We start from the raw sequence: 25,258 nt of genomic DNA on the forward strand, positions 1-25,258 counted from the left end.
TAATAAAACAAGAAAAAAGAAAAAGAAAAAATAATCTTTTTCATTTATTTTTTAAATTTAATGGTTTTCTTAACTGTATTTTTGCCGTAAGTTACCTGATAAGTGTATTTTTTACCAATTTTAAGTTTCTTATAGACACTGTTCTTAATGGTAAATGTGGCAACTCCTTTCTTATTAGTTTTGACACTAAATGTTTTTTTGTTGAATTTTAAGGTAACTTTCTTGCTTTTCAAGTATTTGCCATTTACCTTACTAAGAGAAACCTTGATTTTGATTGTTTTTGCAGATCTTTTGGCATTGACATTTTTGGCAACAACAATGCTTTTGACAGTCAGTTTCTTGGTAACCTTCAAATCACCATAAACAACAGTTACAGTGTATGTTTTAGGAGGCAAGCTTATTTTAACTGATGCATAACCATTTGCATTTGTTGTACGTGTGTATTTCTTGCCGTTTATTGTGATTGTTACAGTTTGTGAAGCAAAACCCTTGCCGTCTTTTGTCAGCATAATCTGATAAGATTTACCGCTGGTATAAAGAATTGACAAGTCTTTTGCAGTTATACCAATAACCGGCTTTCTATCTACATTAACAGTGGTATTTTTCACAATAGGTGAATATTTTGCATCACCTGAGTATGTAACTGTGATATTGTGGCTACCTTCGCTTAATTCAGGAACATTAACGGTAGCCTTACCGTTAACCACACTGGCAGTATAGTTAACCCCATCAACAGTAACTGTCAATGTACCGGTAGCATCAACAGGCAGGGAAATGCTGTAATCTGACGCTTCACCAGTCTCAGAAACATTCAAGTCAATTGTATCCTCACCGGAAGGAATTTCAACTCTATTGACTGTGAAATTAGAAGATACTGATTTAGAGTTAAATCTTGCATCCCCATTAAAGATTACTTCAACAGTGTGGATTCCGACTGACAGATTTGAAATAGCTTTAATTACTGTTCCTTGATCGTTTATTGCTTCAGTATAGATTTCATCATCAATTTTAAGTATCAAATCACCGGTGCACTGATTGTCTATTTCAACAGCAACGGTTACAGTTTCACCAAATTCACTATCATTAACATCAATTTTAATATCAGGGCTTTGCAATGGTGCTGAAGCTAATGCAACAACACTTTCCTTAGTTGACACATAAATCAAACCGTCTTTGTCAACTATTGGAGTTCCTGTTATTTCACATCCCAAATCTGATTTCCATAAAACATTGCCTTCACTATCAAAAGCATATAACATGTTGTTTGATCCAACATAAATGTTACCGTCATTTCCTATCAGAATACCTGATGTGAAAGTGAGATTGGAGATTACTGATTCACTTCCATCAACTAAATCATATCTGCAGAGGTTTCCCTGAGAGTTAATGGAATATACTCCCCATTCATCATCCAAGGCTAAATGTTTACCTGCTTCGGAAGTAATTTTAGTTTTCCATATTTGAACAGCATTAGGAGTTATCGCAACAACTGAATCATCCAATACTGAATAAATCATGTTTTCATTACCAATTACAGGACGAATTCCATTGTTAGCACCTTTAATGCTTGAAATTACTTCTTTTTTATTCAAATCAATGATTTTTAGACTGTCACTGCATGCAACAACGGCAGTATTTTCATTGACAATGACCGGGGCACAGACAGGTTTTGAATTTCCAAGGCTGATTAATGTAGGTGTTCCGCCTTTTTCCCATAGGGAATATGGAATAACCACCAATTTGTAGTCATTTGATGCAAATTGATATTCACTTGAAATGTAAATGTTTGCATTAGAATCGACAATAGGAGCAAATAAGCTTGATGCCCAGTAAATATTGGAATTACCGAACTTTTCACCGGTTGTAATGTTGATGAAGTGTAGGGTGTTGCCCTCTTCAGGCACTGCAACTACATCACGACTTATGGCCAAACCAGAAAGATTGCCTTCCATATTACTGTTGTAATTCCACAATAGACTGGTTTTATTGATTGCATAAACGCCATTTGATGTAATGAAATAAACATTTCCATCATAGTCGATTGCCAGGTTGGAAACAACATCCCCACCTACATTGTAACTCCAGATGACTGCTCCGTTAGAATTGATATCATAAGGTGATTTTCCGGTATTTTGAATGTCATAACCTTCATTTGACCATTGAGGAGCATTATAATCTGAAACTTTAAATGTGGTTGCATTGTCAACATTGATATAGTTATTGCTTGATAAACTTGCTGCAACTTCAAACTCGCCCACTTTTAAATCAGAGAGTTTCCATGAGACTTTTCCTGTACGTGGAATTGTTTTAGTGACCGTTTGATTGGCATAGCTAATTGTGATGTTTCCGTCAACGCCACTTTCAACAATAACTTCAACATTTACATCATGGCCTATCATCACGTCATTTACATTAATTGTTAATGCAGTGTTTGCCTTGGATACGCTGAATGATGCAGTTTTATTATTTGAATTGAAAACGTTATCTCCACTGTAATAAACAATGACCTGTTTATCTCCTGCATTTAAATTGGAAAGTGTGACACTGGCTTTTCCATCTTTAACTTCAGAAGTTGTATTAACACCATTAACTGACACTATGACCGATCCTCCGGCTGCACTATCGAGAATTATATCTATTTTTGCATCCTGGCCATAAACAATATCGTCCACATTAACGGACAGTTCAGTATCCAATTTATCTACAGAGAATTTTAAGCTATCCTCACTAGATAAATATTTATAATTTCCATTATATGTTGCTTTAATATCGTAATCTCCTCTTGTAATTGCATTGATTGTGTATGTTGCTTTGGAATTTACAAGAGGTAAAATTTCTTCCTTATTGTTAATAATCAATGTGATATTTCCTGTTGCAGCAGGTGAAACATTAACAGTCAATGTTACATCCTGGCCAACATCGATTTGACCAACAGACAACACAGTTGTTGAATTATACTTGTTAACATTAAAGTTGAGAGTTTTTTCAACTGCTGAATAGTATTCATCACCTGAGTAAGCTACAACAGCAGTATAATCCCCAGCAGCCAAATCAGATAATGTAAATGTTGTTTTTGGATTTGCAATATTCTGACTTTGGACAGTATCTCCCACATTAACTGTCAGACTGCCTGTAGCATCAGCAGGCAATTCAACAGTAATGATCTCATCGTCATCGACTGAAATATCATTTACAGTTACAGTCATTTCAGGTGTGACTTTAGCTTCTGTGAAGTTTATTACATCTTCCAATCCACTATAGCTTGCAATCAGACTTCCTTCAGTTTTCTGCAAGGTATATGTCACTTTACCCATTCCATAAACAAGAGTAAGTTCAGAATCACTGGATGTTCCGCCAGTTGTTGAAATATCCAATTTTACAACAGGCAGATTGCTTGAATCCCAGTAGGTTACGTTTCCATTTTTATTGTAAACGTTGTTAAGATTAAAGTCAACAACAACACTTTCCCCTATAAACATTGAAGTTGTGTCAGCGGAAGCATTTAAAAACAGCCAGTAATTGCAGTTTGAAGATGAGCTGATTTGAGGAGCCACATCATAATCTTCCTGTGTATTTCCAAACCAGTTTCCATCACAGTAAATCTTTTTGAGATTAACTGATGATTTGGCATTTATTATTGCATTATTGGAATTGGCTATGGAGTTTGCTAAAAATATGGAATCAGTGACGTGGACTTCTGTAGAAGTCAATATGACTGCACCGGTCTTTCCGGAATCAGTGTTGTTAATAAATAATGATGATTTGACATCAAGTATTCCTGAATATGACATTACTATTCCAGAACATCCGTCGCTTGCGACATTATTCTCAAATACTGAATCTGTAACTGTCAATGTGTTTAGACCTACTCGTGTATTATAGTAAACACAACCATCATATACCTTGTTGTTTGAGAATATTGAATCTGATATAAATGATTTTTCCGCTGCATTTGATTTTATTAATGTAGGCATCCTGGATTTAGTGGCGGCAGTATTGGAGTCAAATACTGATGAGGATATCTTATAGTCATCAGCCACAATCAATATTCCATTGTTGTTTGTGAATTTTAGGTTTTTAGCCTCAATTGGTGCTCCAGATTCAATTAAGGTATTGTATGAATTTGAATCAAAAACACAATCTTCAATAACTAAAAGTCCTCCGCTTTGCTTTATGATTCTTTCGGAAGCTGATGAAGACTGTTTTGAATTTTTGAATGTTATATTTTTAAGTGTGAATTCAACATTTCCAACATTGAATATGTTTCCTGTTGAAGTTATTATCACGTTGTCTTCACCGGTGATAGATAAATTATAATTTACTTGCAAATCTGTTTGTGAAAATGTACCGTCAAGAATCATAATATTTCCAGTAGCATTTGCAAGTTCAACAGCCCTGTCCAATGTTGCAACGGGACTGTTTTTGGATCCGTTATTGCTGTTATCACCCAACTTTTGTGACACATAGATATACTCTTTTGGCATTCCGACAGAAACTTCGTTACTTTTACTAGTTGATATAGATGGAACTACATAAACTTGGGCTTTTTCAATATTTTTTAAATTTAGTGTGAAATCAAGTCCGGTAATTGTCTTAAGATAGACCCCATCCACATATACAAGATAGTCGGATTTGTCCAAAATGTCTGAATCATAGTAATTGGAGTTTTTTAAAGCGGCATCAATATGCAATTCCACTTCATCACCAACCCTATCATCGGCCACGAGTTTTAATTTTGAAAATTCAATTGAATTTCCCAAATAATAATTGTCGCTAATATTGCATAATGAATCATAATCCAGTTTAATTACTAAAACATCACTCACACGAGTATGGTTAATGAATCTGTTACCTACAATAGTCACATCAGGAGAACCGTAATTGGAACCTTGTGTAATAGCACAGATAGCAGTACCGATAGAAGCACTATTACTTATGAAAGTAGTATTAAGTACAGTCAGTCCACCTTCATCCATTATGGATATAGCACCACCACGACCTAAACCTGGAGAATCCTCAGTAAGTGCCCAACATAAGTTCTCATTATCTTCAAACAATGAGTCTTCTATATGAATGTATGGAGCATGTAAATATTTACAAGCACCTATTGCACCACCACCATTATTGGTAGTACAGTTATTACCTACAAATATTGTGTTGTAGATCTGTAAGTAACTGTAAGTATATAGTGCACCACCATTCCAACCTGCCAGATTATCAGTGAAGTTGGAATCATATATTGTAGTATTAGCACCACCATGAGTATGAATTGCACCTGCCCACCAGAAAGCAGTATTCCTATAGAAAGTTGAGTTCCTGACCACAAGCACACCGCAGTTATTGATACAGCCAGGTTCGGTTCTTGCATAGTTACCTTCGAAGTAACAGTTGTCAACTTCTGCACGGGCATGAGTGCAGGTTTTGGTAGGGTCGTCTTTAGGGTCATATAAACTTAAACATCCAAAGTCAGAAGTAATATTGGTAAAAGAACAATTAGTTAAGGTAACGTCTCCCCTTAACATGTGAATAACTGATGAATGACCGCCAGTCATTGTAATATTAGTGAAAATGCAGTCCTCAATAACGTTATCTGCATTTCCGGCCATCAGTAAAAATATTGCATTAGGCTGGTATTCGGATGCGATCCATTTGAATGTTATTCCTTTTAATGTAATTCCATTTCCGGAATTTTCAGGAACATTGATTGCCAAATAATTAATGGATCTTGCATTAGGAGATGAATCTCCAATATATGCACCATCACTGCCTATAATAGTAACATTATTGTTTACCTGAATCTGGTAACTTTCGTCTTCAACATCTGAAGGATAATAATTTGTATTTTCCTTTAATTTCAATACATAGTTCTTATCGCTTTTGGAACAATACAACTGCAAATCATCCCAGTCATTTACAGTGATTTCCTCAGATGACTCGGATATTACATCAACGGAATCACCGGAGGTGAGATATGATGAATTATCCGCATTCAAAATAGTATTATCTATATCACTAGCACAGACAGCGCTCACACTAAACAGCAGAACTATTGCCATAGCTAATGTTAAATATAATTTATATGACCTCATAATTACAACCTATTTGATAAAATTTAAAATACGATATTTAATTTTGTTAATTAAATTATATAAACTTTTCAATTATAATTGAAAAAAAATAAGAAAAAAAGTATTTAAAAAGGTTGGAAAAAACCTTTTTATTTTTTAATAATTATTCTGCCGATATCCTTTGACTTGCCATATGTGCAATAGACATTATAAGATCCGATTTTAAGCTTAAGTTTAATGGTAACTGTAGCAAATCCTTTACTGTTGGTTTTGGCCGTATATTTTTTGCCCTTGATTTTAAAGGTAATTTTTTTGCCTTTTAATGCTTTGCCTTTATTATTCAAAAGTTTTGCCTGATATTTGATTTTTTTGCCTTTTTTAACAATGATTTTCTTTGCAATCAGTACCTTTTTAACAGTTATCTTATTGGATACACTATAACCCTTATATGTTGCAGTCACGCTATATTTTCCATTTTTTAAATTGATTTTCAAGGATGCAAAACCATCACTAGCAACTTTAACCTTGTGAATTGTATTTTTAATTTTCATCTGAACAATTTCACCGGCTTTTGCAATGTTTCCATCACCGTCCAACACCAGAACACGATAACAGTTACCGCAATACTCATACATGGTCAAATCCTTGTTTTGAGCAATTCTTGCCAATACATTAATGTTTTCAGTCAATGTTTCGTTATTTATTGGATTTATGGCTGTTAATGCATAATTGCCAGGTTTTTGTAAAATGTCAAGGTAGATATAACCCTCATCGTCTGTTGTTTTCAGATATTTAACATTTCCTAAAACAACACTGACATCTGAATTTGTTAAAGGTTTGCCTGCTCCGTCAAGGAATTTAATTGCATATTTTGAGTTGTATGTTTTTGTTGTTGAATCATTTGCAATAATTGCAGGTTTTACAAAAATCCTTTGAGAGGATTCGCATCCGTAATATGCATACACATCTCCAGAATAGCTGATAGCAATGTCATAACTGCCAGTTGGCAATTTAATGCTGATTGAAGCGATTCCCTGACTGTCTGTTACTGCAGCGGCATAAAAGTTGCCGATAACGAATGCAACATTCCTATTTGCTAAAGCGTTGCCTTCATCATCAGTCAATTTTACTGAATATCCTGTTTCAACATTGTTATATGCCACCAGATCATCTGAAACTATGCCTGAATGTTTAGTCTTTACAGTGAAGTTGGAAACGATATTTTCAAATGAAAATTCATCAGTGTCAATTAAACTGATTGAAACATTATAAATGCCGTCAGAAAGCTTATTTAAAGATAAGATATTTGTGCTGTCATTGATTGTGACGTAATAACTTTGATTGTTGACTTTAACCGATAGAGTTTCATTCATTGGATTTGTTGAGTTCAATTCTATGACATAATCATCGGATGAAACATAATAATTAAGAGAAATGCTGACAACTGCCTTAACATTAATCACGTTGGTTGAAACTGATTTGAAGTGATTGTTATCCCCTTCAAATCTGGATACAACATCATATTTTCCGTGGTTTAAATTAAGTGAAATTGATGCCCTGCCTTTTTCATCAGTGACAAGAGAATGACTTTCATTGTTTAGGATTATTTCAATTGAACGGTTTGGCAATGCATTTCCAAACTCATCAATTAATGTAACTTCAAATATTGCGGAATCGCTTTCGACAATTGTCAAATCATTTGACAGTATTTGAGTATTTTTAACATCCACAACAAATTGAGCAGTAGCTTCATCATAAACGTAATCTGAATTGTCCAATTTTACACATACATTGTAAATGCCATTTTCCAAGTCAGATAAAACCAATAAAGCGGTTCCATCAGTGACATTTAATGAATAAGAGTCCTTATTCAGCGCAACTGTTAATGTTTCGTTGACCGGTTTTGATAAATTAATTGCTAGTGAAACATTGTTGGCATTTTGATCAATGCTGACGTCAATGTAAACTTTAGCTTTAACAGTTATTACGGAAGAGTTGGATGATTTGAAGTAATTATCATCTCCATTGAATGTAGCTTCCAAGTTGTAAACGCCTGAAGAGAGATTAACCGGAATAGAAACACGGCCATTAACATCAGTAATGCAATTCACTTCATTTCCATTGAAAATTATGGAAATGGACTTATTGGAAATCGAATTTCCCTCACTGTCAACCAAAGTAACATTATATGATACAGGATTTTCATCAGTCATATTCAAGTCATCGGCTAAAATCATTGTGTGATGAATATTGATGATGAAACTATCTGAATATTTCTCAAATGAATAATTCAGATTGTCTAATGTGATGCTGACATTATACTGCCCATATTCCAGATCTGACAACTGGTACCTGACAAAACCATTTAAAAATTTAAGAGTATGGTTTTCACCGTTAATTGTCAATGTTAAAAATCCTGTGATTCTTTTTGACAGATTAACTGTCAATAAAACATCATCGTAAGATTTTTCAATATCCAAATCAATCAAGACTTTAGTTTTGACCTGTATTTCAGTTGAATTTTGTGAACTGAAGTAGTCATCATCTCCATTGAATGTGAAAGTTGGGTGATATGTGCCAGGATGTAAGTTTATCGGAACGACAGCTTGACCTTCATTGTCAGTGAAAACTTCACATGTTTTTCCGCTTAAAACAAATTCAATCGCTTTGTCTGAAAGGGAGTTTCCGAATTCATCAAGAAGCACTATTGTGTAGTTCAGCTCATCCTCATCGGTGATGATTAAATCACTTGCAACAATCTTAGTCCTTTTAACGTTGACTGTGAAATTGGTTGAAATAGCATCGAATGCATATTTTGACTCGTTGAGATAAACATTAACGGTATAAACATCATTTTCCATATCGAAGAATTTCAATGTGGCAAAGCCATTTATAACTTCAACATTTTCTGTTTTATTGTTAATGACAATAGTGACTGTGTCATTTATGTGTTTTGAAATATTTACACTTATATTTACATTATTGGCATATTTATCCACACCCAGATTCACTTCAACCTTGGTCTTAACCTGAATATAGCTTATGTTATCTGATTTCAAATAATCATTGTCACCATTGAAATTGACATTGACTGCATAATAACCAGGATCCAGTTTAATTAGAACAGCAGCCTTACCGTTATCGTCAGTTGTAAGATTATAAGCAATGCCGTCTAAAATTACCTCAATGGTCCTGTTGAATACGGGATTGCCTTTTTCATCATGTAAATAAATATTATAGTCCATTTCATCCTCATCATTGACAGTCAGGTTGTCTGCAATGATAATGGTGTTTCTGATGTCAACTGTGAAACTGCCATTTGAAATGGTGTTGGAATAAATTGAATCCTTAGTGAAATTAGTTTTAAGAGAAACGTTATATATTCCATTTTCCAAATTAAATAAGTTTAATGTATACTCTCCATTGACCAGTTTGATGGGATATTCTTCATTGTTAATGTACAATAATACATCTTCGTTGATTTTATCATTGGAAACAATACCCAAAGTTACATTGTTTAATGTCCTCTCAACGTTAAAGTCGAATGTTAACTCTAATTTGTCAAATGAGAATGTGGTGTAATTGCCTGAAGAGACATAACCGTCACTTTTAAATTCGGCATAAATATTGTTTTGAGGTTCTGTGAAATAATACGGAATCACGGCAATACCATTTTCAACATCCACCCAATGATCAACTTCATTAACGTTGAATATGACCACTCCGCTTTTTAACAGGTTTCCGTATTGGTCATGAACGACAGCAGTGATATTTGCAGGATTTGAATCTCCAAAGTCAACTGTCAAATCCATGCTTGTGGAAATCTCGCTGAGTACTGTGAATGCCTTGATACATGCAACCTGGGATGCATAATTGTGTGATGAATAAGCCCAATATAGGTCATATAAATCCTGCCAGTTTTCACCGTCATAGCTTACAAATGAGATTTCAGGCCCGTACAATACTTTATTGAACCGGACTTTTTCTGAAACTGGAAATGCCGCTTCACCGTCAACGTTGATGTTGAAAACAACTGCAAAAACATCTCCTTTTTTTAGAGGAATAAGCCGGTTCAAATCGATTGTGAAATATCCGGAATTGGATTGGCCTTCCCTTACAAGAACCAGTTCATCATTAACATATATTGAAACTTCCCAATCGGTCAGCTTTTCAAAGTATGTTGAAACAGCAGCCAGATATTCATCATCGCCGGCAGTAAAAACATTCTTATACCATACAAATGGTGTTGCATTTATGAAATAGTCAGTCAAACCTGGAATGTCATACTGGTAATTCTTGTCATATTTTATAGTATCATTGAAAATAATGGCGTATGAGGCATCCATGACGCCAGGTTTTGCGAAGTTCATATCATAATATGATACATAGAAATATCCGTGGTTACCCCAGTTCGGACCCCAGCTGTTTTTAACAATCCATGCGCCATCGCCTATATTTGAGCCCCACTTGAAATTTGATTTGGAGTAGTTGTCATCCCAGCCGACAATGGTTACGGCATGATTGCATGCCATGTTGTTGTAACAGTAATAATTGTTTGAGTTGATATAAGTGTTAGAAAAAGCCATGCTTGTTCCAACAGCACCGTACTGAATTAATGCCCTTTTTATTGCATCGTTGTCTGTGAAATTGTCACGCTTTAGGAATAGGATGTTTTGAATATGCAAAATGCTGTTTAAAATTGGAGATAATGCAGACTTATCATCAGTTAAATCATCACTTTCAAGAACAGGACCTAGCCAGCTTGCAAGATATCCCCAAGGCATATAGTCATATCCTCCGTCGTTAACTTCAATTTGCCAACCATAATCAGAATATAATGCCATTAAATTTTTCATGTTTTCTTCAGACAAATCTAAAGGATTGCCTCCTGCTTTCAAAATACATGATTCGATGACCGCCATTGCGGTATATGCCCAGCAGTTACCTCCACTCTCCTGGTTTTTGGCATCTGTTACGTAACCCTCTTCAACTAAACTATATCTTGAAGGCAGCACATCAATATCGGTTGGAAGAACCTTATGCATTGTGTAGTTTCCGCTTCCGACTGTTAAATTAATCTCTGATGTGTCGAAAACATCATCCATAAAATATGCATGATTATTGGAAAATGAATTGTATCCGGCTATAGGGATTTTTTCTTTGTTTAAAATAGAGTAAACTGCGCCCCCTGTATGTGATGCGACATTATCCTTAAAACTATTTGCTCTTAAGAATAAGGAGGTTGAATTATCTACGTATAATGCTCCACCGTTTCTAGCGGAGTTGTTTGTGAATTTGGAATTGGTCAGAGAAAAGTCACCGTAAATGTGATATATTGCACCGCCGTCCCATTCAGCAGTATTATTTTCGCAATTTAAATATGATAAGGAAATTGTTGACTTTAGGGAGGTTATTGCTGATCCGAATGTTGCTGATGAATTTATAAAGTCAATATTTTTCCCTGTGAATGTAGTGGACTTAAGATAAATAGCTCCACCTGCATCGCCCATAGCTTTGGAATTATAAAATTTGGATTTGGAAATGGTCACGTTGCGGGCATTCTCACATGCGATTGCCCCACCATAATTATAAGCCCTATTTGACTCGAAAACAGAATTGATTATGTCGAGATAACCGTTACCCATGTAGATTGCTCCGCCGTAAATGGCAAAATTATCTTTAAAAGTACAATTGTCTATGGTTACATGGGCATCTGAGTAATCCTCATGGGAGTATATTGCCCCTCCGAAGTTATTCCCGTATGAGTCATATCTGAAACCTGAACCAAATGAGAAAACGGTATTGTTGGCTGTGACATTTCCATAGTTAACAATGGACATGTCAGAAAAAGTAACGTTTTGAACTGTTAAAAAGCTGCTTACAGTAAATCCAACACCATAATATTCAATGATTGTTTTATCAACATTGCTTCCATAGATATTTACCTTTTCAATGCTTTTAGATTTATCCAATTTATATTCGCCATCTGCAAGATAAATGTTGGCATTGGCTTTGATTCTTTCTGCAGTCAGGTATTTGTAGGGATTTCCCTGAGACCCGTCACCGTCACTTTCAGCAGATGCATTAAAATAATAATCATTTGATGCCTTTAAGACATCTCTGTTGTCATTGGAAAGAGAAATTAAATTCGTTTCATCCCCCAAATCTTCATTCAATACAGTCTCGTTATCCATTGCAAAGGCGGATGGGATTATTATCACCAAAGCCAATAAGACGGCAATGAAGATAAGAGACTTCCTTAATTTAATCAAATTTAGACCTCCACATCAGCAAATTTCGTTTATACTGACTTAATATATGTCATTAATATTATAAATAATCAATTACATTTTAGAAAAAATATAAGATATCCTAACATATACTAATAATAATGAAGGGATGTTATTGCTTAATAATTAAATTAAAAAAAGATTCAACTATAAGAATCGGCAAAAAACTTGGAAAAATTGAATTCAATCAGGGTTACTATGTTTATGTTGGATCAGCAATGAATTCACTAATTGCAAGAATTGAAAGGCATTTAAGTGACGATAAAAAGATGCATTGGCATGTGGACTATCTTCTAAAAAAAGCCGAAATCAGTGATGTGATATACAACCAGTCAAAAAGAAAAATCGAATGTGACCTTTCCAGGTACATTTCAAAACAAGCTGAAGGAATAAAGGACTTCGGATGTAGCGATTGTGAATGTGAAAGTCACCTGTATTACTTTAAAACTAAAAAAGAAGCCGTTGAATGTGTTGAAAAAGCATATAACTCCATAAATATGGAATATGAATATTATTAAAAAAAGAGAAGTAAATTAGAATAATTTACTTAAAATATAAAATTTTGATTTTTCTTGTGTTTGTATGAAATTTCAAAAGCATCAAGAGCTATTTTTCTTAAAACTTCCAAATCCTCATCGTCAATGTTAACAACACTTTCCCATTCCTTTTCCAAAGCAGATATCTCATCTAAAATGTCAATGCCCTTTGGAGTTAATGAGCAGTCATATTCAAGGCCGTTGTCGGGATTTAAGTCAATTTCAATCAGTCCGTATTTTTCCAGTTTCTGGTATTTTTTTAAATACAGACCCAAATGCAAATTGAACAAATCATCCTTTTCGGCCTTTTCAAATTGCTTGATTCTGATACGCTTGTGATGAGGCTTTTCATGCTTTTTGACTTGTTTTAGGAGTTTTATCTGACTTTCATGCAGGAAAATGCTTAAGTTTTCACGTACATAAGTCATTTTAGACTCTTCGATAATGCCAACCAATGATGAAGCGGGCATATTTGCCACTGCATTTCTGTGGGGATGTGCCATCTAATCACCTATTTCATTTGACCGAACAGTCCTCTCATGATTCCTTTTGTCACTTCACGTGCAACAGTATTTGCTGCCTGTGATGCTGCTCTTTCAGCCATCTTTTGAGCTTCAGATTTTTTAGCCTTTTTACCGCTGGTCTGCTGAGCGCCACCCATAACAGTTCCTATGATATCTCCCAAACCGAATGCAGGTTTTTCTTGTGGAGCTTCTTGAGCAGGTGCTTCTTCAGCTGGAGCCTGTTGAACAGGTGCTTCCTGTTTTTGCTCAATAGCTGCTTCAACAGCCTCTTTGGTTTCAGGTGCAACTTCACTTTCTATATTGTCATCGGAATCAATTTTATTCAATAGCAATTCATAAGCGGATTCAGGGTCTACCGGATCCCAGTATTTGGATTTGAGCTCGGATAAATTAATCAAATCAGACCTCATGGTATCGTCAATTGCTCCAATATAACTTTGTGGAGGTACAATGTCTACCTTTTGAACAATGCCAGGAACTCCTTTTTCATCCAGAACTGATACCAATGCTTCACCTATTCCAAGTTCAGAGATTACATCTGCAGTTGCAAAGTCCGGATTTGGCCTGAATGTTTCAGCAGCAACTTTAACTGCCTTCTGGTCTTTTGGAGTGTATGCGTGCAGCGCATGTTGAACCCTGTTTCCAAGCTGTGCAAGGATATCATCAGGAATATCTGCAGGTGACTGTGAGATGAAATACAGCCCTACGCCTTTTGATCTGATTAACCTTACGACTTGCTCAATTTTTTTGCCGAATTCAGGGGACATGTCATCAAACAATAAATGTGCTTCATCAAAGAAGAATACGAATTTAGGCTTGTCCATATCTCCCACTTCAGGCATTGACTCAAATAAGCTGGATAACATCCATAATAAAAATGTTGAGTATATTTCAGGAGAAAGGGATAACTTTTGAGCATCCAAAATATTGATAATACCTTTTCCGTTTTCATCAACCCTTATAAAATCATTCAAATCAAGTGCAGGTTCAAAGAAAAAGTCGTTGCCTCCCTGGTCTTCCAAAGTAATAAGACTTCTCAATATTGTATTGGCTGATTTTTCAGCGATTGCACCATATTCGCTTTCATATTGCGCCTTGTTTTCAACAACATGATTTATCATTGCTTTTAAGTCCTTCAAATCAATAATTGGCAATGAATTGCTGTCAGCTACCTTAAATACAATGTTTAAAACTCCTTGCTGTGCTTCGGATAAGTTCAGGATTTTAGAAAGCAATGTAGGACCCATTTCAGATAATGTTACACGTACAGGCAATCCCTTTTCACCGAAAAGATCCCAAAACTCTACAGGATAAGCCTGATACTTGAATCCTTCAGCTGCAAGTCCGTATTTTTCAACATTTGTCTTGATTTTTTCAGTTTCGGAACCTACTTTTGCAAGTCCTGAAATGTCCCCTTTCATGTCCGCTAAAAATACTGGAACTCCCATGTCTGAGAATGACTCTGCCAGAGTCTTTAATGTTATGGTTTTACCTGTTCCTGTTGCACCAGCTATCAAACCGTGACGGTTAGCCAATTTCGGATGTAAAAAAACTTTTTCAGTATCATTACAACCAATTAATATTTTTTCTTCTGCATACATGCATTTTCACCCGTTTTCTATTTTTTTAATTAACCAATTAGTTTTTTTAACAAAATTTTGTCTATTATGAGCTTTAGAAATTCTTTTAATTGCATCAAGGTTTTTTACAAAATTGTCCAGCCATGAGAAAATGTCTCCCGGATAGACCTGAATCTGATATTTTCTAAACAACTTATTTGATATATCTTGTGGGTCCTTGCCTTTAAGTCTTTCGTGAATAATGACCTCGGAAATTCCCCTTTGCATACAGCTGCAGAATGGCCTGTCCTGACATCTGCACTGCATGAAATCACTTTGAAGTGCAATCAATGCATCCTGGAATTTCTTGTCAACCTTTTCAATGGCTTCACCTGAAGATATAATGTCCAAAGTTGATTCGGCAAATAATCTTGTTGAGAATTTGATTTTCAATGCATTTGAAATCTGATTGTGGATAACATTTGAAAGATATGCGTTTTCAAACATCTCCAAATCAAGCGCCATAGCCAATATCAATACCTTCAGCTTGTCGTACTTGTCCTTTTTCTTATACATCGGAGAATGTCCAACATATCGTTTAAGATAATTATAATCGTTTAAAGTATTTTTAATAAATTCCGCATCTTCAATTGATAAAAATGATACTGATGTAGCCCTTCCATACTTTGTGACTTCGAGTTTATTGTCATAGGTTCTGTTGATTAAACCCAAATCATCCATCTCATCAACAGCTATCTTAATGCTTATCGGAACATCAATATTTTTATAGAACCTGTTGAGCTCATCAAATGAATTGATTGAAGTTGAGGATATATCCGCCAGTATCTGCTCATATGCTGATTCCTCATCATATTCTATGAATACATCTTCACTGTTGCTTTCTAAAAGATCCAGTGCCATTGCCTCTTCTGATTCTCCCTGAAAATCATTTCCAACTTCAGGAAGCAGGTATACAATACCCCTGTCATGGTAAGACGGCCTTCCGGCACGACCAAGCATCTGTGAGAATTCATTCGGATTGATCCACTTGTTTCCCATTACCAATGAATCAAAAATTACCTGTGAAGCCGGAAAGTCTACACCTGCTGCAAGAGCCGCTGTTGTAACCACACATGAAATCTTTCCCTTGTCAAAGTCCTTTTCAATCTTTTCCTTTTTATAATATGACAACCCTGCATGGTAAGCCTTGGCGTTGATACGCTTATTTGTCAGGTAATTTGCAATCTGATGGGTTTTACGCCTTGAATTTGTAAATATTATGGTTTGACCCCTGAAACCCTTCTTGGATTTGGTGTTGTATTCCCTTTGAACCAGTTTCTGCATAAGGAAACGCTTTTGAGATTCGTTTCTAACGTAAACCAGGTGTCTTTCCAAAGGAACTGGCCTTTCATCATATTTCACCAGCTTCATGTTGAATTCATCTGCCAGAAACTCCGGATTTTTGACTGTAGCCGACAGTCCAATGATTTGGGTTTTAGGATATAAATGCTTTACACGCTTAATCAGACCGTTGAGACGTGTTCCACGGTCCTCATCATCAATCATGTGAATTTCATCTATCAATACAACACCCAAATTGGAAAGAGAAGATGAGTTGCCGTTTCTTAAAAGATAATCGATTCCTTCATATGTGGCAACCACTATATCTGCCTTGGAAACATCAGAATCCGGAAGGTTCAACTCTCCTTTTGCCTTTACACGGTTTCTTCCGACCTTGATGGCAACTTTCAAACCCAATTTGGAATATTTCTTTTTAAAGTCACGATATTTCTGATTGGCTAAAGCAACAAGAGGAGTTAAAAATACAAACTTCTTGCCTTTTAAGGCCTCAACAATACCTGCAAGCTCACCGACCAGTGTCTTACCTGAACCTGTTGCACTTACAACAAGCAGGTCTTCACCTTTCAAAAGACCTTCCTTAATGGCAAGATATTGAACAGGCAGTAACTTGGTGTTTCCTGAATCCAGAAGCACTTTCTTGAAGTTTTTCGGAATCTTGAGTCTTTTCATGTCAACAGGAGGTATGATGTGCTTTGACTTTCTGGTTTTATCAAACAGAGTCAGGTTTCTGTTTTTAATGGCATCAAAGTGAGGGTCTAAAACTGACAATGTTTTCTCTAAACTTCCAGTTTTCTCCAAAGTCTTTTTCAAATTTCTGAAAATGGATTTGTCGAATCCCTGAAGCTTCAGTTCCTCCTTAATGGTGTCATGAGCACAGTCCTTACAGATCAGTTGATTGTTGTGCTTATATGAATATGATGAATTTACAATAGTGATGTTTCCCTCAAATGCACAGAAATCGCATACCTGGGTGCGTCTGACTTTAATGTTTAAGGATTTGAGGAACCTTTCAACCTTTTCATCAGGAGTGGCTAAAAAAACAGCCTGAGAGCGGAGCAGTTTAATGACCTCGCCCGGAGGCATCAGCTTTTCATTTAATGTGGAATTGTCATTGAAATTATAATCTGCAACAAACCTTGAAATGGAAAGAGAATCCCCGTCATGTGAGAATTTGATGTTTCCAACAAATTCAGGCTCCCTTTTATGGTTCAGTGCTCCTTTTGGAGAACCTATCGGATATAATCTCCACTGTTTTTTAATCTTCTTTAAAACTAGCATTATATAATAATATATGATTAATTGTTAATAAGTTTTTTAAAAAAAGAAAATAAATTATTAAAGTTTAGGGTAAAACCGGGAACTAGTCAAACCCTTGAGACTCTAAATAATCATCAATATCATAATTCTCCCCATATTCATAATGGTCATAATAAGCTCCAGGGTCATTTTTGGCAAGCCTGTACGGAGAAGTATCCACGCCGCCATAATGACTGCTGCCGCCACTGATTGATGAGGAAGAAGGTGAAGACAACAGATTGCCAGTAACTGAAGAGGACACGTTTAACTGACTCTCATCAAAGCCTAACATGTCATAGACCAAATCTGATTGGGAATATAGCTGATTGTGATTTCCCAAAAGAACGCCATAAACGGCATCTTTACTTTTTGAGTATTCCAGAAAATAGATATCCTGGTATCTTGGAGTGTATCCGGAAATGAACTGGTCCTTATCTGAGGAGGTGTCAATAGTATAATCATCCGGAGAGGTCTTCCAGACTACCACATAACTGTCAAATCCCATCTCATCAGTAAAGGAAATATTTTTAGCATTTTTCCAAGTGAAATTAGCTCCATTCAAATTACTGAAGGAACCGTCTGGAATATCTTTTTCTGCAATTATATAGCAATATGGAATATTGAGTTTCAATACACCGTCACCGCCAATATCTTCAGATATGCTATCTAAAGATTGTGTTTGAGAGGAATTTTCCAAAAAATCAAATTCCCCTGCTGAAACAACACTAACGGATGCAATAGATACAACTAAAAATATAATTAAGATTTTATTGAAATTCATTATATCCTATTCAATATAATCAAATCTGGTTTCCATTATTATAATCAATGCAAAGCCAATCACTGCAACAATAAGGCATGGCAGGAGTCCTGCAAAATTCATAGCAACAGAATCTGCAATTGCAACACCAGGAACCTTTAGTGATCCAAGCATTACACCAATGAGAAATGCCATTGTAACCTCTTCATGGTTTTTAAGCAGATAATTGAGGATTTTTGAAAATCCGAGAATTCCGATTACCGCACCGACTACAAATACTATTATATCTGAGAAATGAAGCTCATGAAGTGCAGTCAGCATATATTCATATTGACCCAATAGCAGGAGCAAAAAGGATCCTGAAATACCCGGCAAAATCATTGCACAGATAGCTATCATTCCTGAGAAGAAAATTACAATTAATGAATGGTTTGCAGCCATAGGATTTAAGCTGACAAATATGAATGTCAATATAGCGCCTATGATTGCAAATATCAGATTTTTAAGATTAATGTGATCGAGTTTTCTAAATAAAATCACAGCAGAAGCAATAATGAGACCTAAAAAGAAAGAGTAGGTCAATGCAGTGTGAACATCCATACAATAGGTAACCACTTTCGCAAGTGTTAAAAATGCAACTCCAATACCCAAAATCAGAGGGATGAAGAACTTAAAGTCAATTTCATCCAACAAGCCATTGATAAAACCTCTAACATCTCCTTTAAATAGTGGTTTTATGAATGCAAACTTTATTTTACTTATTGATTCAATCAAGTGTCCGTAAATTCCGGTTATCAATGCTATTGTTCCGCCTGAAACGCCAGGAACAATATCTGCAGAACCCATCAAAAGTCCGCGAATAAATATTAAAAAAGCTTCCTTAACATCAAAACTCAAATTATCACCTTATACAAAAATATTAGTTCAATCTTTGTTAAATAGGTTATGAAAAAAAGAAGAAAAAAAGAATAATTCTAAAAAGAATTATTCATCATTGAATGGTTGTGGAAGTTCACAGACTCCACTGTCTTTAGCAAGGTATGCGTAAGCGAATGCTGCGCAGATTGCACCAAGGATAGGTCCTACCAGATATATTGGGAAGAAACTCCAAAGGTTAGCTCCTCCAAGTAAGGTGTCCATCAGGTATGGTCCGAATGTACGTGCAGGGTTGATTGAAGCACCGGTAAATGCGCCTAAAACCACGATTACTGCAGCAACTGTCATACCGATTGATATGCCTGCAAAACCAGGTTCTGCCTTTTTGTCAACTGCTACACCCATTACAACCATCATGAGGAAGAATGTTCCTAAGAATTCAGCAAACATTGCCTGCATATAGCTTACACCAAGTCCAGGGGCGGTTGCACCCAGTCCTCCTATTGTTACTGCCGGAGCGCCGAGGCATAAGAATAAGCAAAGGCTTCCTAAACATGCTCCAATTGCTTGTGCTACAATATAATAGATACTGTCAACTAAAGCGATGTTTTTGGTCACAAGCAGTCCAATGGTTACAGCAGGATTTAAGTGTGCGCCGGATATCTTACCAAATACATAGATACATATCATTACAGTCAGACCAAATGCCAATCCAATAGCAATCCAGTCACCAAGACCTCCCAAAGGTCCAATTCCAGCGGCTCCAGGAGTGATGCTGTCAGATATTAATAGAGTCACAACTGCCGAACCTGTACCGAAAAATACCAGGAAAAATGTTCCAAGTAGTTCTGCAAAGAATTTTTTTCTAATATTACAAGTCATTTTTATCGCCTAAACTGCTTCTCTCCATTGACAGTATTCGTGTTTGTTATCAGCAAGACATGCTGAAGCACATTGTTTACATCCTCTTACTGGAGAACCTGGAGTTTCTTTGTCAAGTGCGATAATATTTGTCATCATTGTTGCGGTAATAGGTTCTGAAGTTAAAAGACATGGGTAGTCCGCTAATCTCATAAGAGATGAGAATCTTACTGTAATTGCACATGCAGGATATGTGTATCTTTGCGGATTCATTAAGACTTCGTTTTCTAAGATAGATGTGAAGTCAACTTCCATACCTTTGATTCTAGGAATGATTTCATATCCACTGGATGATCTCATTTTTCTTGCATTGCTCATTGCGTTGAATCCTCTGTAAATCATGTCCATGAAGTCACAGTTGTGCAATTCAGCAGCAGCTCCTCTTTTTGGATATTGCTGTACGTAGTTGTGGAACCTTTTGTTCAACATGTCAACAACCATAGGAGCAGTGAAACCGTCTAATTCTAAGAGGAATTCAGTTGCACATGCAGATGCACCAGTTGAGAGTTTTAAGACATCAAATGGTGTTTTGAATACATCTAAATTGTTTCTGAGTGAGTTTTCAATAACACCTGCAGTAGCTTGGATAATAGCCATGGTTACGTCATCCTTACACATGTTGTAAGTGGATTGACCGATGTGGTGTCCGATATCTCCAACACAGTATGCAGGAACTGTTACAATGTTACCGTAGTGTACTCCATCATCCATTGCAGCTTTGACAACAGGAGTCATTGCTTTTTTATACTTGTTCATGTAGTCTCTTACATCAAATGAAGAGTGGTCTGCATCATCCATTAAAGTGCCTTGACCTTCAATAGGAGTTCTGTAAATCATTTGCAAGGTTTCAATTTCTTTTTCTGTAGCTTGAGCTGCAGTAAGACCGTCTTCAATAGCGTTGGCAAAAGCGTCACCAATACCGTATGAAGTGTTCATACCCCAGGATTTTGCAGATAAGATACCTTGTTTGTGAGCTACAGGAATGTCCATTTTTTTTAATATTTGATTTACGACATTACTTGTACTTCCAGGCATTAATGCGAAGTCAACTACACAGGTAGGTCCATAAAATCCACCGTATCTCCTGATTGATTCTTTAGCTATTAATGCTTCTGAATCAGCGATAGCCTGAATGAACTTATCGACACTGTCTGCAAAATCGCCATCTTCTTCACATAAAATTTCCAATACAGGAGGTGTTTGGAAGTGTTCAATAAATGGATCATCTTCACATTTTAAAGTGTCTGTAATTGAAGATAAAATTTCATAATGGTTTTTTACAGATTCCTTGTGTAAGTTAATTACTGATTCTGCTTGGTTGTCTAATGCTTTCATACCAGAAACTGCATCTGCGTATGGTTTAGCATCGGTTATTTTGAAATCGTTGTACCTATTTTCAGTGATGACGGAAACATCTGCCTTTTGAGCAGCCATTGCTTCGTCAATCATCTTTTCATATAACTCTCTCATTTAAATCACCTTTAAAGCATATTTAAAAAGTATAAATTTCTTACATTTATACTTTTAGTTACTTTCCAGTAATTAATTATATCAACTCAATGATATTTAAATTTGTTTAAATGATTCCTAGAAAAATATAAAAACAGATAATAGATATTTAGCAAAAATAAGAAAAAATTGAATAAATAAATAAAATTAAAAATAAAAAAATAGTAAAAACATATAAGAAAAATCTATTTTCCTATATCTTCTACCAATTCTTTTGCATAAGGAGTAATATTCTCATTAAGCATTTTTTCTAAAAACTGACCGGTATATGTTCCAGTCTCTGCTATTTCTTCAGGTGTTCCGGTAGCTATTACCTCTCCACCGCCGTCACCGCCTTCAGGACCAAGGTCAATGATATAGTCTGCAGTCTTGATGACATCCAGGTTATGCTCAATGACAACTACAGAATTTCCTGCATCAGTCAGTCTGGCTAAAACCTCTAAAAGCCTTTTAATATCTGCAAAGTGAAGACCTGTGGTAGGTTCATCCAAAATGTATAATGTCTTACCAGTACTGGTTCTTGAAAGCTCCTTAGCAAGCTTGATTCTTTGAGCTTCACCACCGGACAATGTTGTTGCAGGCTGGCCAATCTTCATGTAGCCCAGACCGACATCATATAGTGTCTGGAGCTTTTTGGTGATTTTTGGAATGTGTTCAAAGAATTCCAATGCCTCTTCCACAGTCATTTCCAAGACCTCATAGATGTTTTTACCTTTATATCTTATATCCAGTGTCTCTTCATTGTATCTCTTACCGCCACAAACTTCACATGGAACAAATACGTCTGCCAAGAAGTGCATTTCAATTTGAACGATACCGTCACCGGAACATGCCTCACATCTTCCACCTTTCACATTGAAACTGAATCTTCCAGGTTTATATCCTCTTGCTTTGGATTCAGGTGTGTTTGCAAACAGGTCACGAATGTCAGTGAATACTCCGGTGTATGTTGCAGGGTTGGATCTTGGAGTTCTTCCGATTGGCTTTTGGTCAATTGCAATTACCTTATCGATGTTTTCAAGACCTTCAATCTTATCGTATTTTCCGGCAAACATGAATTTCTTGGCCAGTTTTCCATGAGCTCCTTTGTAGAGGATTTCATTGATTAGGCTACTTTTACCAGAACCGCTGACACCGGTAACACAGGTGAATTTACCTAATGGAATGTCCACATCAATGTTTTTAAGGTTGTTTTGGGCGGCTCCCTTGATTGTTATGAAATTGCCGTTACCTTCCCTTCTTTCCTTTGGAATGTCAATCTTTTTGACCCTTGAGATGTACTGGCCTGTAATTGAGTCAGGATTGTTCATGATATCCAGCGGTGTTCCCTGAGCCACAACCTTACCTCCGTGCTCACCTGCACCAGGACCAATATCCACAACATGGTCTGCTGATAAAATAGTTTCCTCATCGTGTTCAACGACAACCAATGTGTTTCCCAAATCCTTAAGCCTTTTTAAAGCCTCGATGAGTTTAATATTGTCTCTTTGGTGAAGACCGATACTTGGCTCGTCGAGAATGTACAACACTCCGACAAGACCTGAACCAATTTGGGTAGCCAATCTGATTCTTTGAGCCTCTCCACCTGAAAGTGTACCTGAAGCCCTTGACATTGACAAGTAATCAAGACCGACTTCCACTAAAAAGCTTAAACGTTCCTTGATTTCTTTCAAGACTTCTTTTGCAATGAAGTTTTCACGTTCTGTAAGTTCCAAATCCTGGAAGAACTGATATGAATCCTTGATGGCCATATCACAAACATCAATGATTGATTTACCTCCGACAGTGACTGCCAATACTTCAGGACGAAGTCTTTTACCACCGCAAACATAACAAACCCTATCGGACATGAATTTTGAAAGATATTTTCTTGAATAACTAGATTTGGTTTCAAAGTATAGCCTTTGCATTCTTGGAACAACACCCTCAAACTTACGATTTACCATATAGGACTTGTTTCTTCTTTTGAATGTGAATGGTATCTTTTCATCACAGCCAAAGAGAATAGTGTCCTGATATTCCTTTGGAAGCTCTTCAAATGGAGTGTCCATGCTGAAACCGAAGTGTTTTGAGACTGCATCAAGCATTTGGAAATAGTAGTTTTCCCTTTTTGCTGAACTTGCCCATGGAACAATAGCCCCTTCATTCAATGTCATTGATTTATCCGGAACGACCAAATCAGGGTCAATTTCCATTTTGGATCCGATACCGTTACATTCAGGACATGCCCCCTGAGGAGCATTGAAGGAAAACATCCTTGGAGTCAGCTCTTCAAAGTTTATTCCACAGTCAACACAGGCAAAGTGCTCTGAGTATTTTTTCTCATATTCTTCGTCGCCATTGTCAAACAATACTGTAATTAACCCTTCGGAAAACTCTGCTGCAGTTTCAAGGGAATCCACCAGTCTTCTTTTGAAGTCCACGTCACGTCTGATTTTAAGTCTGTCGACTACAACGTCAATGCTGTGACGATAGGTTTTTGCAAGTGAGATGTCCTCTTCCAAATCCCTTATTTCTCCATCAACACGAACTCTTACGAACCCCTTGTTTCTCAAGTCTTCCAGGACATCCTTGTGCTGACCTTTCTTGTCCCTGACAATCGGAGAGAGTATCTGAATTTTTAGACCTTCACCTTCCTCAACGATAGAATCGCCAATTTGTCCTATGGTCTGGTGTGAGATTTCACGGCCACAGTTAGGACAGTGAGGAATTCCAATTCTTGCATACAATAATCTTAAGTAATCATAAATTTCTGTAATTGTACCTACTGTTGATCTTGGGTTTTCCCTGGTTGTCTTTTGGTCAATTGAAATAGCTGGAGATAAACCTTCAATTGATTCCATCTCAGGTTTTTTCATCTGACCCAAAAATTGCCTTGCATAAGCTGATAATGATTCAACATATCTACGCTGTCCTTCAGCATATATTGTATCAAAAGCTAGAGAAGACTTTCCAGAACCACTGAGACCAGTAATTACAATAAATTCATCACGAGGGACACTTACATCAATATCTTGAAGATTGTGCTCACGTGCACCCTTGATGATAATCTGTTTTTTAGAATCTTCTGCCATAATAATCTCCTAAATTAGTTATATTATATTAGAACAAACTACCTTATAAAGTATTTCAAAGAGCATTTGATGAGTATTAAAATTACATTTCATCAAAAAAAAATAGAAAATTGTGAGATGATACGTAAATTAGAGGCCAACTATACTGCATCAGAACCTCTTTCGCCTGTTCTGATTCTTATTACCTCTTCCACATCGGAAACGAATATTTTACCGTCACCAACTTCACCGGTTCTGGCATTTTCAATAATTATGTCAATAATGTTATCCAAGTCATCTTCATTAACTATCAGTTCCACTCTTGTTTTTGGAATCAGGTCTATGCAGTGGCTGGAACCCCTGTATGATTCCTTTACTCCCATTTGCCTGCCTCTTCCCTTAACCGTGGAGACATTCATTCCTTCACAGCCTGCCGCCACAAGAGCATTTTTAACATTCTCAAACATTTCCTCACGAATTACTGCAATGATTCTCTTCATATTA

At 36.2% G+C, this 25,258-nt stretch carries 12 protein-coding genes; 1 reads left to right on the plus strand and 11 read right to left on the minus strand.

Annotation, left to right across the window (positions count from 1 at the left end; all coding sequences use genetic code 11):
* Positions 1–44 precede the first annotated feature (44 nt).
* Positions 45–6,089, minus strand: a complete 6,045-nt coding sequence (locus tag ACKI30_RS07525) for an Ig-like domain repeat protein (protein ID WP_407411285.1) — start codon at positions 6,087–6,089, stop codon at positions 45–47.
* 128 nt (positions 6,090–6,217) lie between these two features.
* Positions 6,218–12,340: a C1 family peptidase gene (locus ACKI30_RS07530; protein WP_407411287.1), complete on the minus strand. Its 6,123-nt coding sequence runs from the start codon at positions 12,338–12,340 to the stop codon at positions 6,218–6,220.
* A gap of 119 nt (positions 12,341–12,459) precedes the next feature.
* On the opposite strand from ACKI30_RS07530, the gene ACKI30_RS07535 reads away from it, so the two are divergent.
* A complete protein-coding gene (locus ACKI30_RS07535) occupies positions 12,460–12,876 on the plus strand; it encodes a GIY-YIG nuclease family protein (protein ID WP_407411289.1) in 417 nt (138 codons plus the stop codon).
* Between the two features lie 29 nt (positions 12,877–12,905).
* Here ACKI30_RS07535 and ACKI30_RS07540 read toward each other — a convergent pair whose 3' ends face one another.
* The 9 genes from ACKI30_RS07540 to ACKI30_RS07580 form a co-directional block, all read right to left on the minus strand.
* A complete protein-coding gene (locus tag ACKI30_RS07540) occupies positions 12,906–13,397 on the minus strand; it encodes a hypothetical protein (RefSeq protein WP_407411291.1) in 492 nt (163 codons plus the stop codon).
* 8 nt (positions 13,398–13,405) lie between these two features.
* Entirely contained in the window at positions 13,406–15,019 is a 1,614-nt protein-coding gene (locus ACKI30_RS07545; RefSeq protein WP_407411293.1) for a helicase HerA-like domain-containing protein, read from the minus strand.
* Positions 15,020–15,025: 6 nt separating this feature from the next.
* On the minus strand, positions 15,026–17,617 hold the full coding sequence (locus ACKI30_RS07550; RefSeq protein ID WP_407411295.1) for a DUF5814 domain-containing protein: 2,592 nt from the start codon (positions 17,615–17,617) through the stop codon (positions 15,026–15,028).
* A gap of 82 nt (positions 17,618–17,699) precedes the next feature.
* Positions 17,700–18,416 carry a hypothetical protein gene (locus ACKI30_RS07555; protein ID WP_407411297.1) on the minus strand — a complete coding sequence of 239 codons (717 nt, stop codon included), beginning with the start codon at positions 18,414–18,416 and terminating at the stop codon, positions 17,700–17,702.
* A gap of 6 nt (positions 18,417–18,422) precedes the next feature.
* The gene (locus ACKI30_RS07560) at positions 18,423–19,241 is read right to left on the minus strand and encodes a DUF368 domain-containing protein (protein ID WP_407411325.1); all 819 of its coding nucleotides are present in this window, start codon (positions 19,239–19,241) and stop codon (positions 18,423–18,425) included.
* Between the two features lie 138 nt (positions 19,242–19,379).
* Positions 19,380–20,153, minus strand: a complete 774-nt coding sequence (locus tag ACKI30_RS07565; RefSeq protein WP_407411298.1) for an MIP/aquaporin family protein — start codon at positions 20,151–20,153, stop codon at positions 19,380–19,382.
* Positions 20,154–20,162: 9 nt separating this feature from the next.
* Positions 20,163–21,662 carry a DUF2193 domain-containing protein gene (locus tag ACKI30_RS07570; protein WP_407411300.1) on the minus strand — a complete coding sequence of 500 codons (1,500 nt, stop codon included), beginning with the start codon at positions 21,660–21,662 and terminating at the stop codon, positions 20,163–20,165.
* A gap of 224 nt (positions 21,663–21,886) precedes the next feature.
* Positions 21,887–24,775, minus strand: coding sequence for an excinuclease ABC subunit UvrA (uvrA, locus tag ACKI30_RS07575; protein ID WP_407411302.1), 2,889 nt, complete (start codon positions 24,773–24,775; stop codon positions 21,887–21,889).
* Positions 24,776–24,915: 140 nt separating this feature from the next.
* A complete protein-coding gene (locus ACKI30_RS07580; protein ID WP_407411304.1) occupies positions 24,916–25,254 on the minus strand; it encodes a P-II family nitrogen regulator in 339 nt (112 codons plus the stop codon).
* Positions 25,255–25,258: the final 4 nt, after the last annotated feature.

This window comes from Methanobrevibacter sp., assembly GCF_045539575.1.
Lineage (GTDB): Archaea > Methanobacteriota > Methanobacteria > Methanobacteriales > Methanobacteriaceae > Methanocatella.

Excerpts from the sequence above, each read along its gene's own strand:
- ACKI30_RS07550 (WP_407411295.1), bottom strand. The coding sequence starts at position 17,617 with ATGCTAGTTTTAAAGAAGATTAAAAAACAGTGGAGATTATATCCGATA.
- uvrA (WP_407411302.1), bottom strand. The coding sequence starts at position 24,775 with ATGGCAGAAGATTCTAAAAAACAGATTATCATCAAGGGTGCACGTGAG.
- ACKI30_RS07560 (WP_407411325.1), bottom strand. The coding sequence starts at position 19,241 with ATGGGTTCTGCAGATATTGTTCCTGGCGTTTCAGGCGGAACAATAGCA.
- ACKI30_RS07535 (WP_407411289.1), top strand. The coding sequence starts at position 12,460 with ATGAAGGGATGTTATTGCTTAATAATTAAATTAAAAAAAGATTCAACT.
- ACKI30_RS07580 (WP_407411304.1), bottom strand. The coding sequence starts at position 25,254 with ATGAAGAGAATCATTGCAGTAATTCGTGAGGAAATGTTTGAGAATGTT.
- ACKI30_RS07540 (WP_407411291.1), bottom strand. The coding sequence starts at position 13,397 with ATGGCACATCCCCACAGAAATGCAGTGGCAAATATGCCCGCTTCATCA.
- ACKI30_RS07545 (WP_407411293.1), bottom strand. The coding sequence starts at position 15,019 with ATGTATGCAGAAGAAAAAATATTAATTGGTTGTAATGATACTGAAAAA.
- ACKI30_RS07555 (WP_407411297.1), bottom strand. The coding sequence starts at position 18,416 with ATGAATTTCAATAAAATCTTAATTATATTTTTAGTTGTATCTATTGCA.
- ACKI30_RS07565 (WP_407411298.1), bottom strand. The coding sequence starts at position 20,153 with ATGACTTGTAATATTAGAAAAAAATTCTTTGCAGAACTACTTGGAACA.
- ACKI30_RS07525 (WP_407411285.1), bottom strand. The coding sequence starts at position 6,089 with ATGAGGTCATATAAATTATATTTAACATTAGCTATGGCAATAGTTCTG.
- ACKI30_RS07570 (WP_407411300.1), bottom strand. The coding sequence starts at position 21,662 with ATGAGAGAGTTATATGAAAAGATGATTGACGAAGCAATGGCTGCTCAA.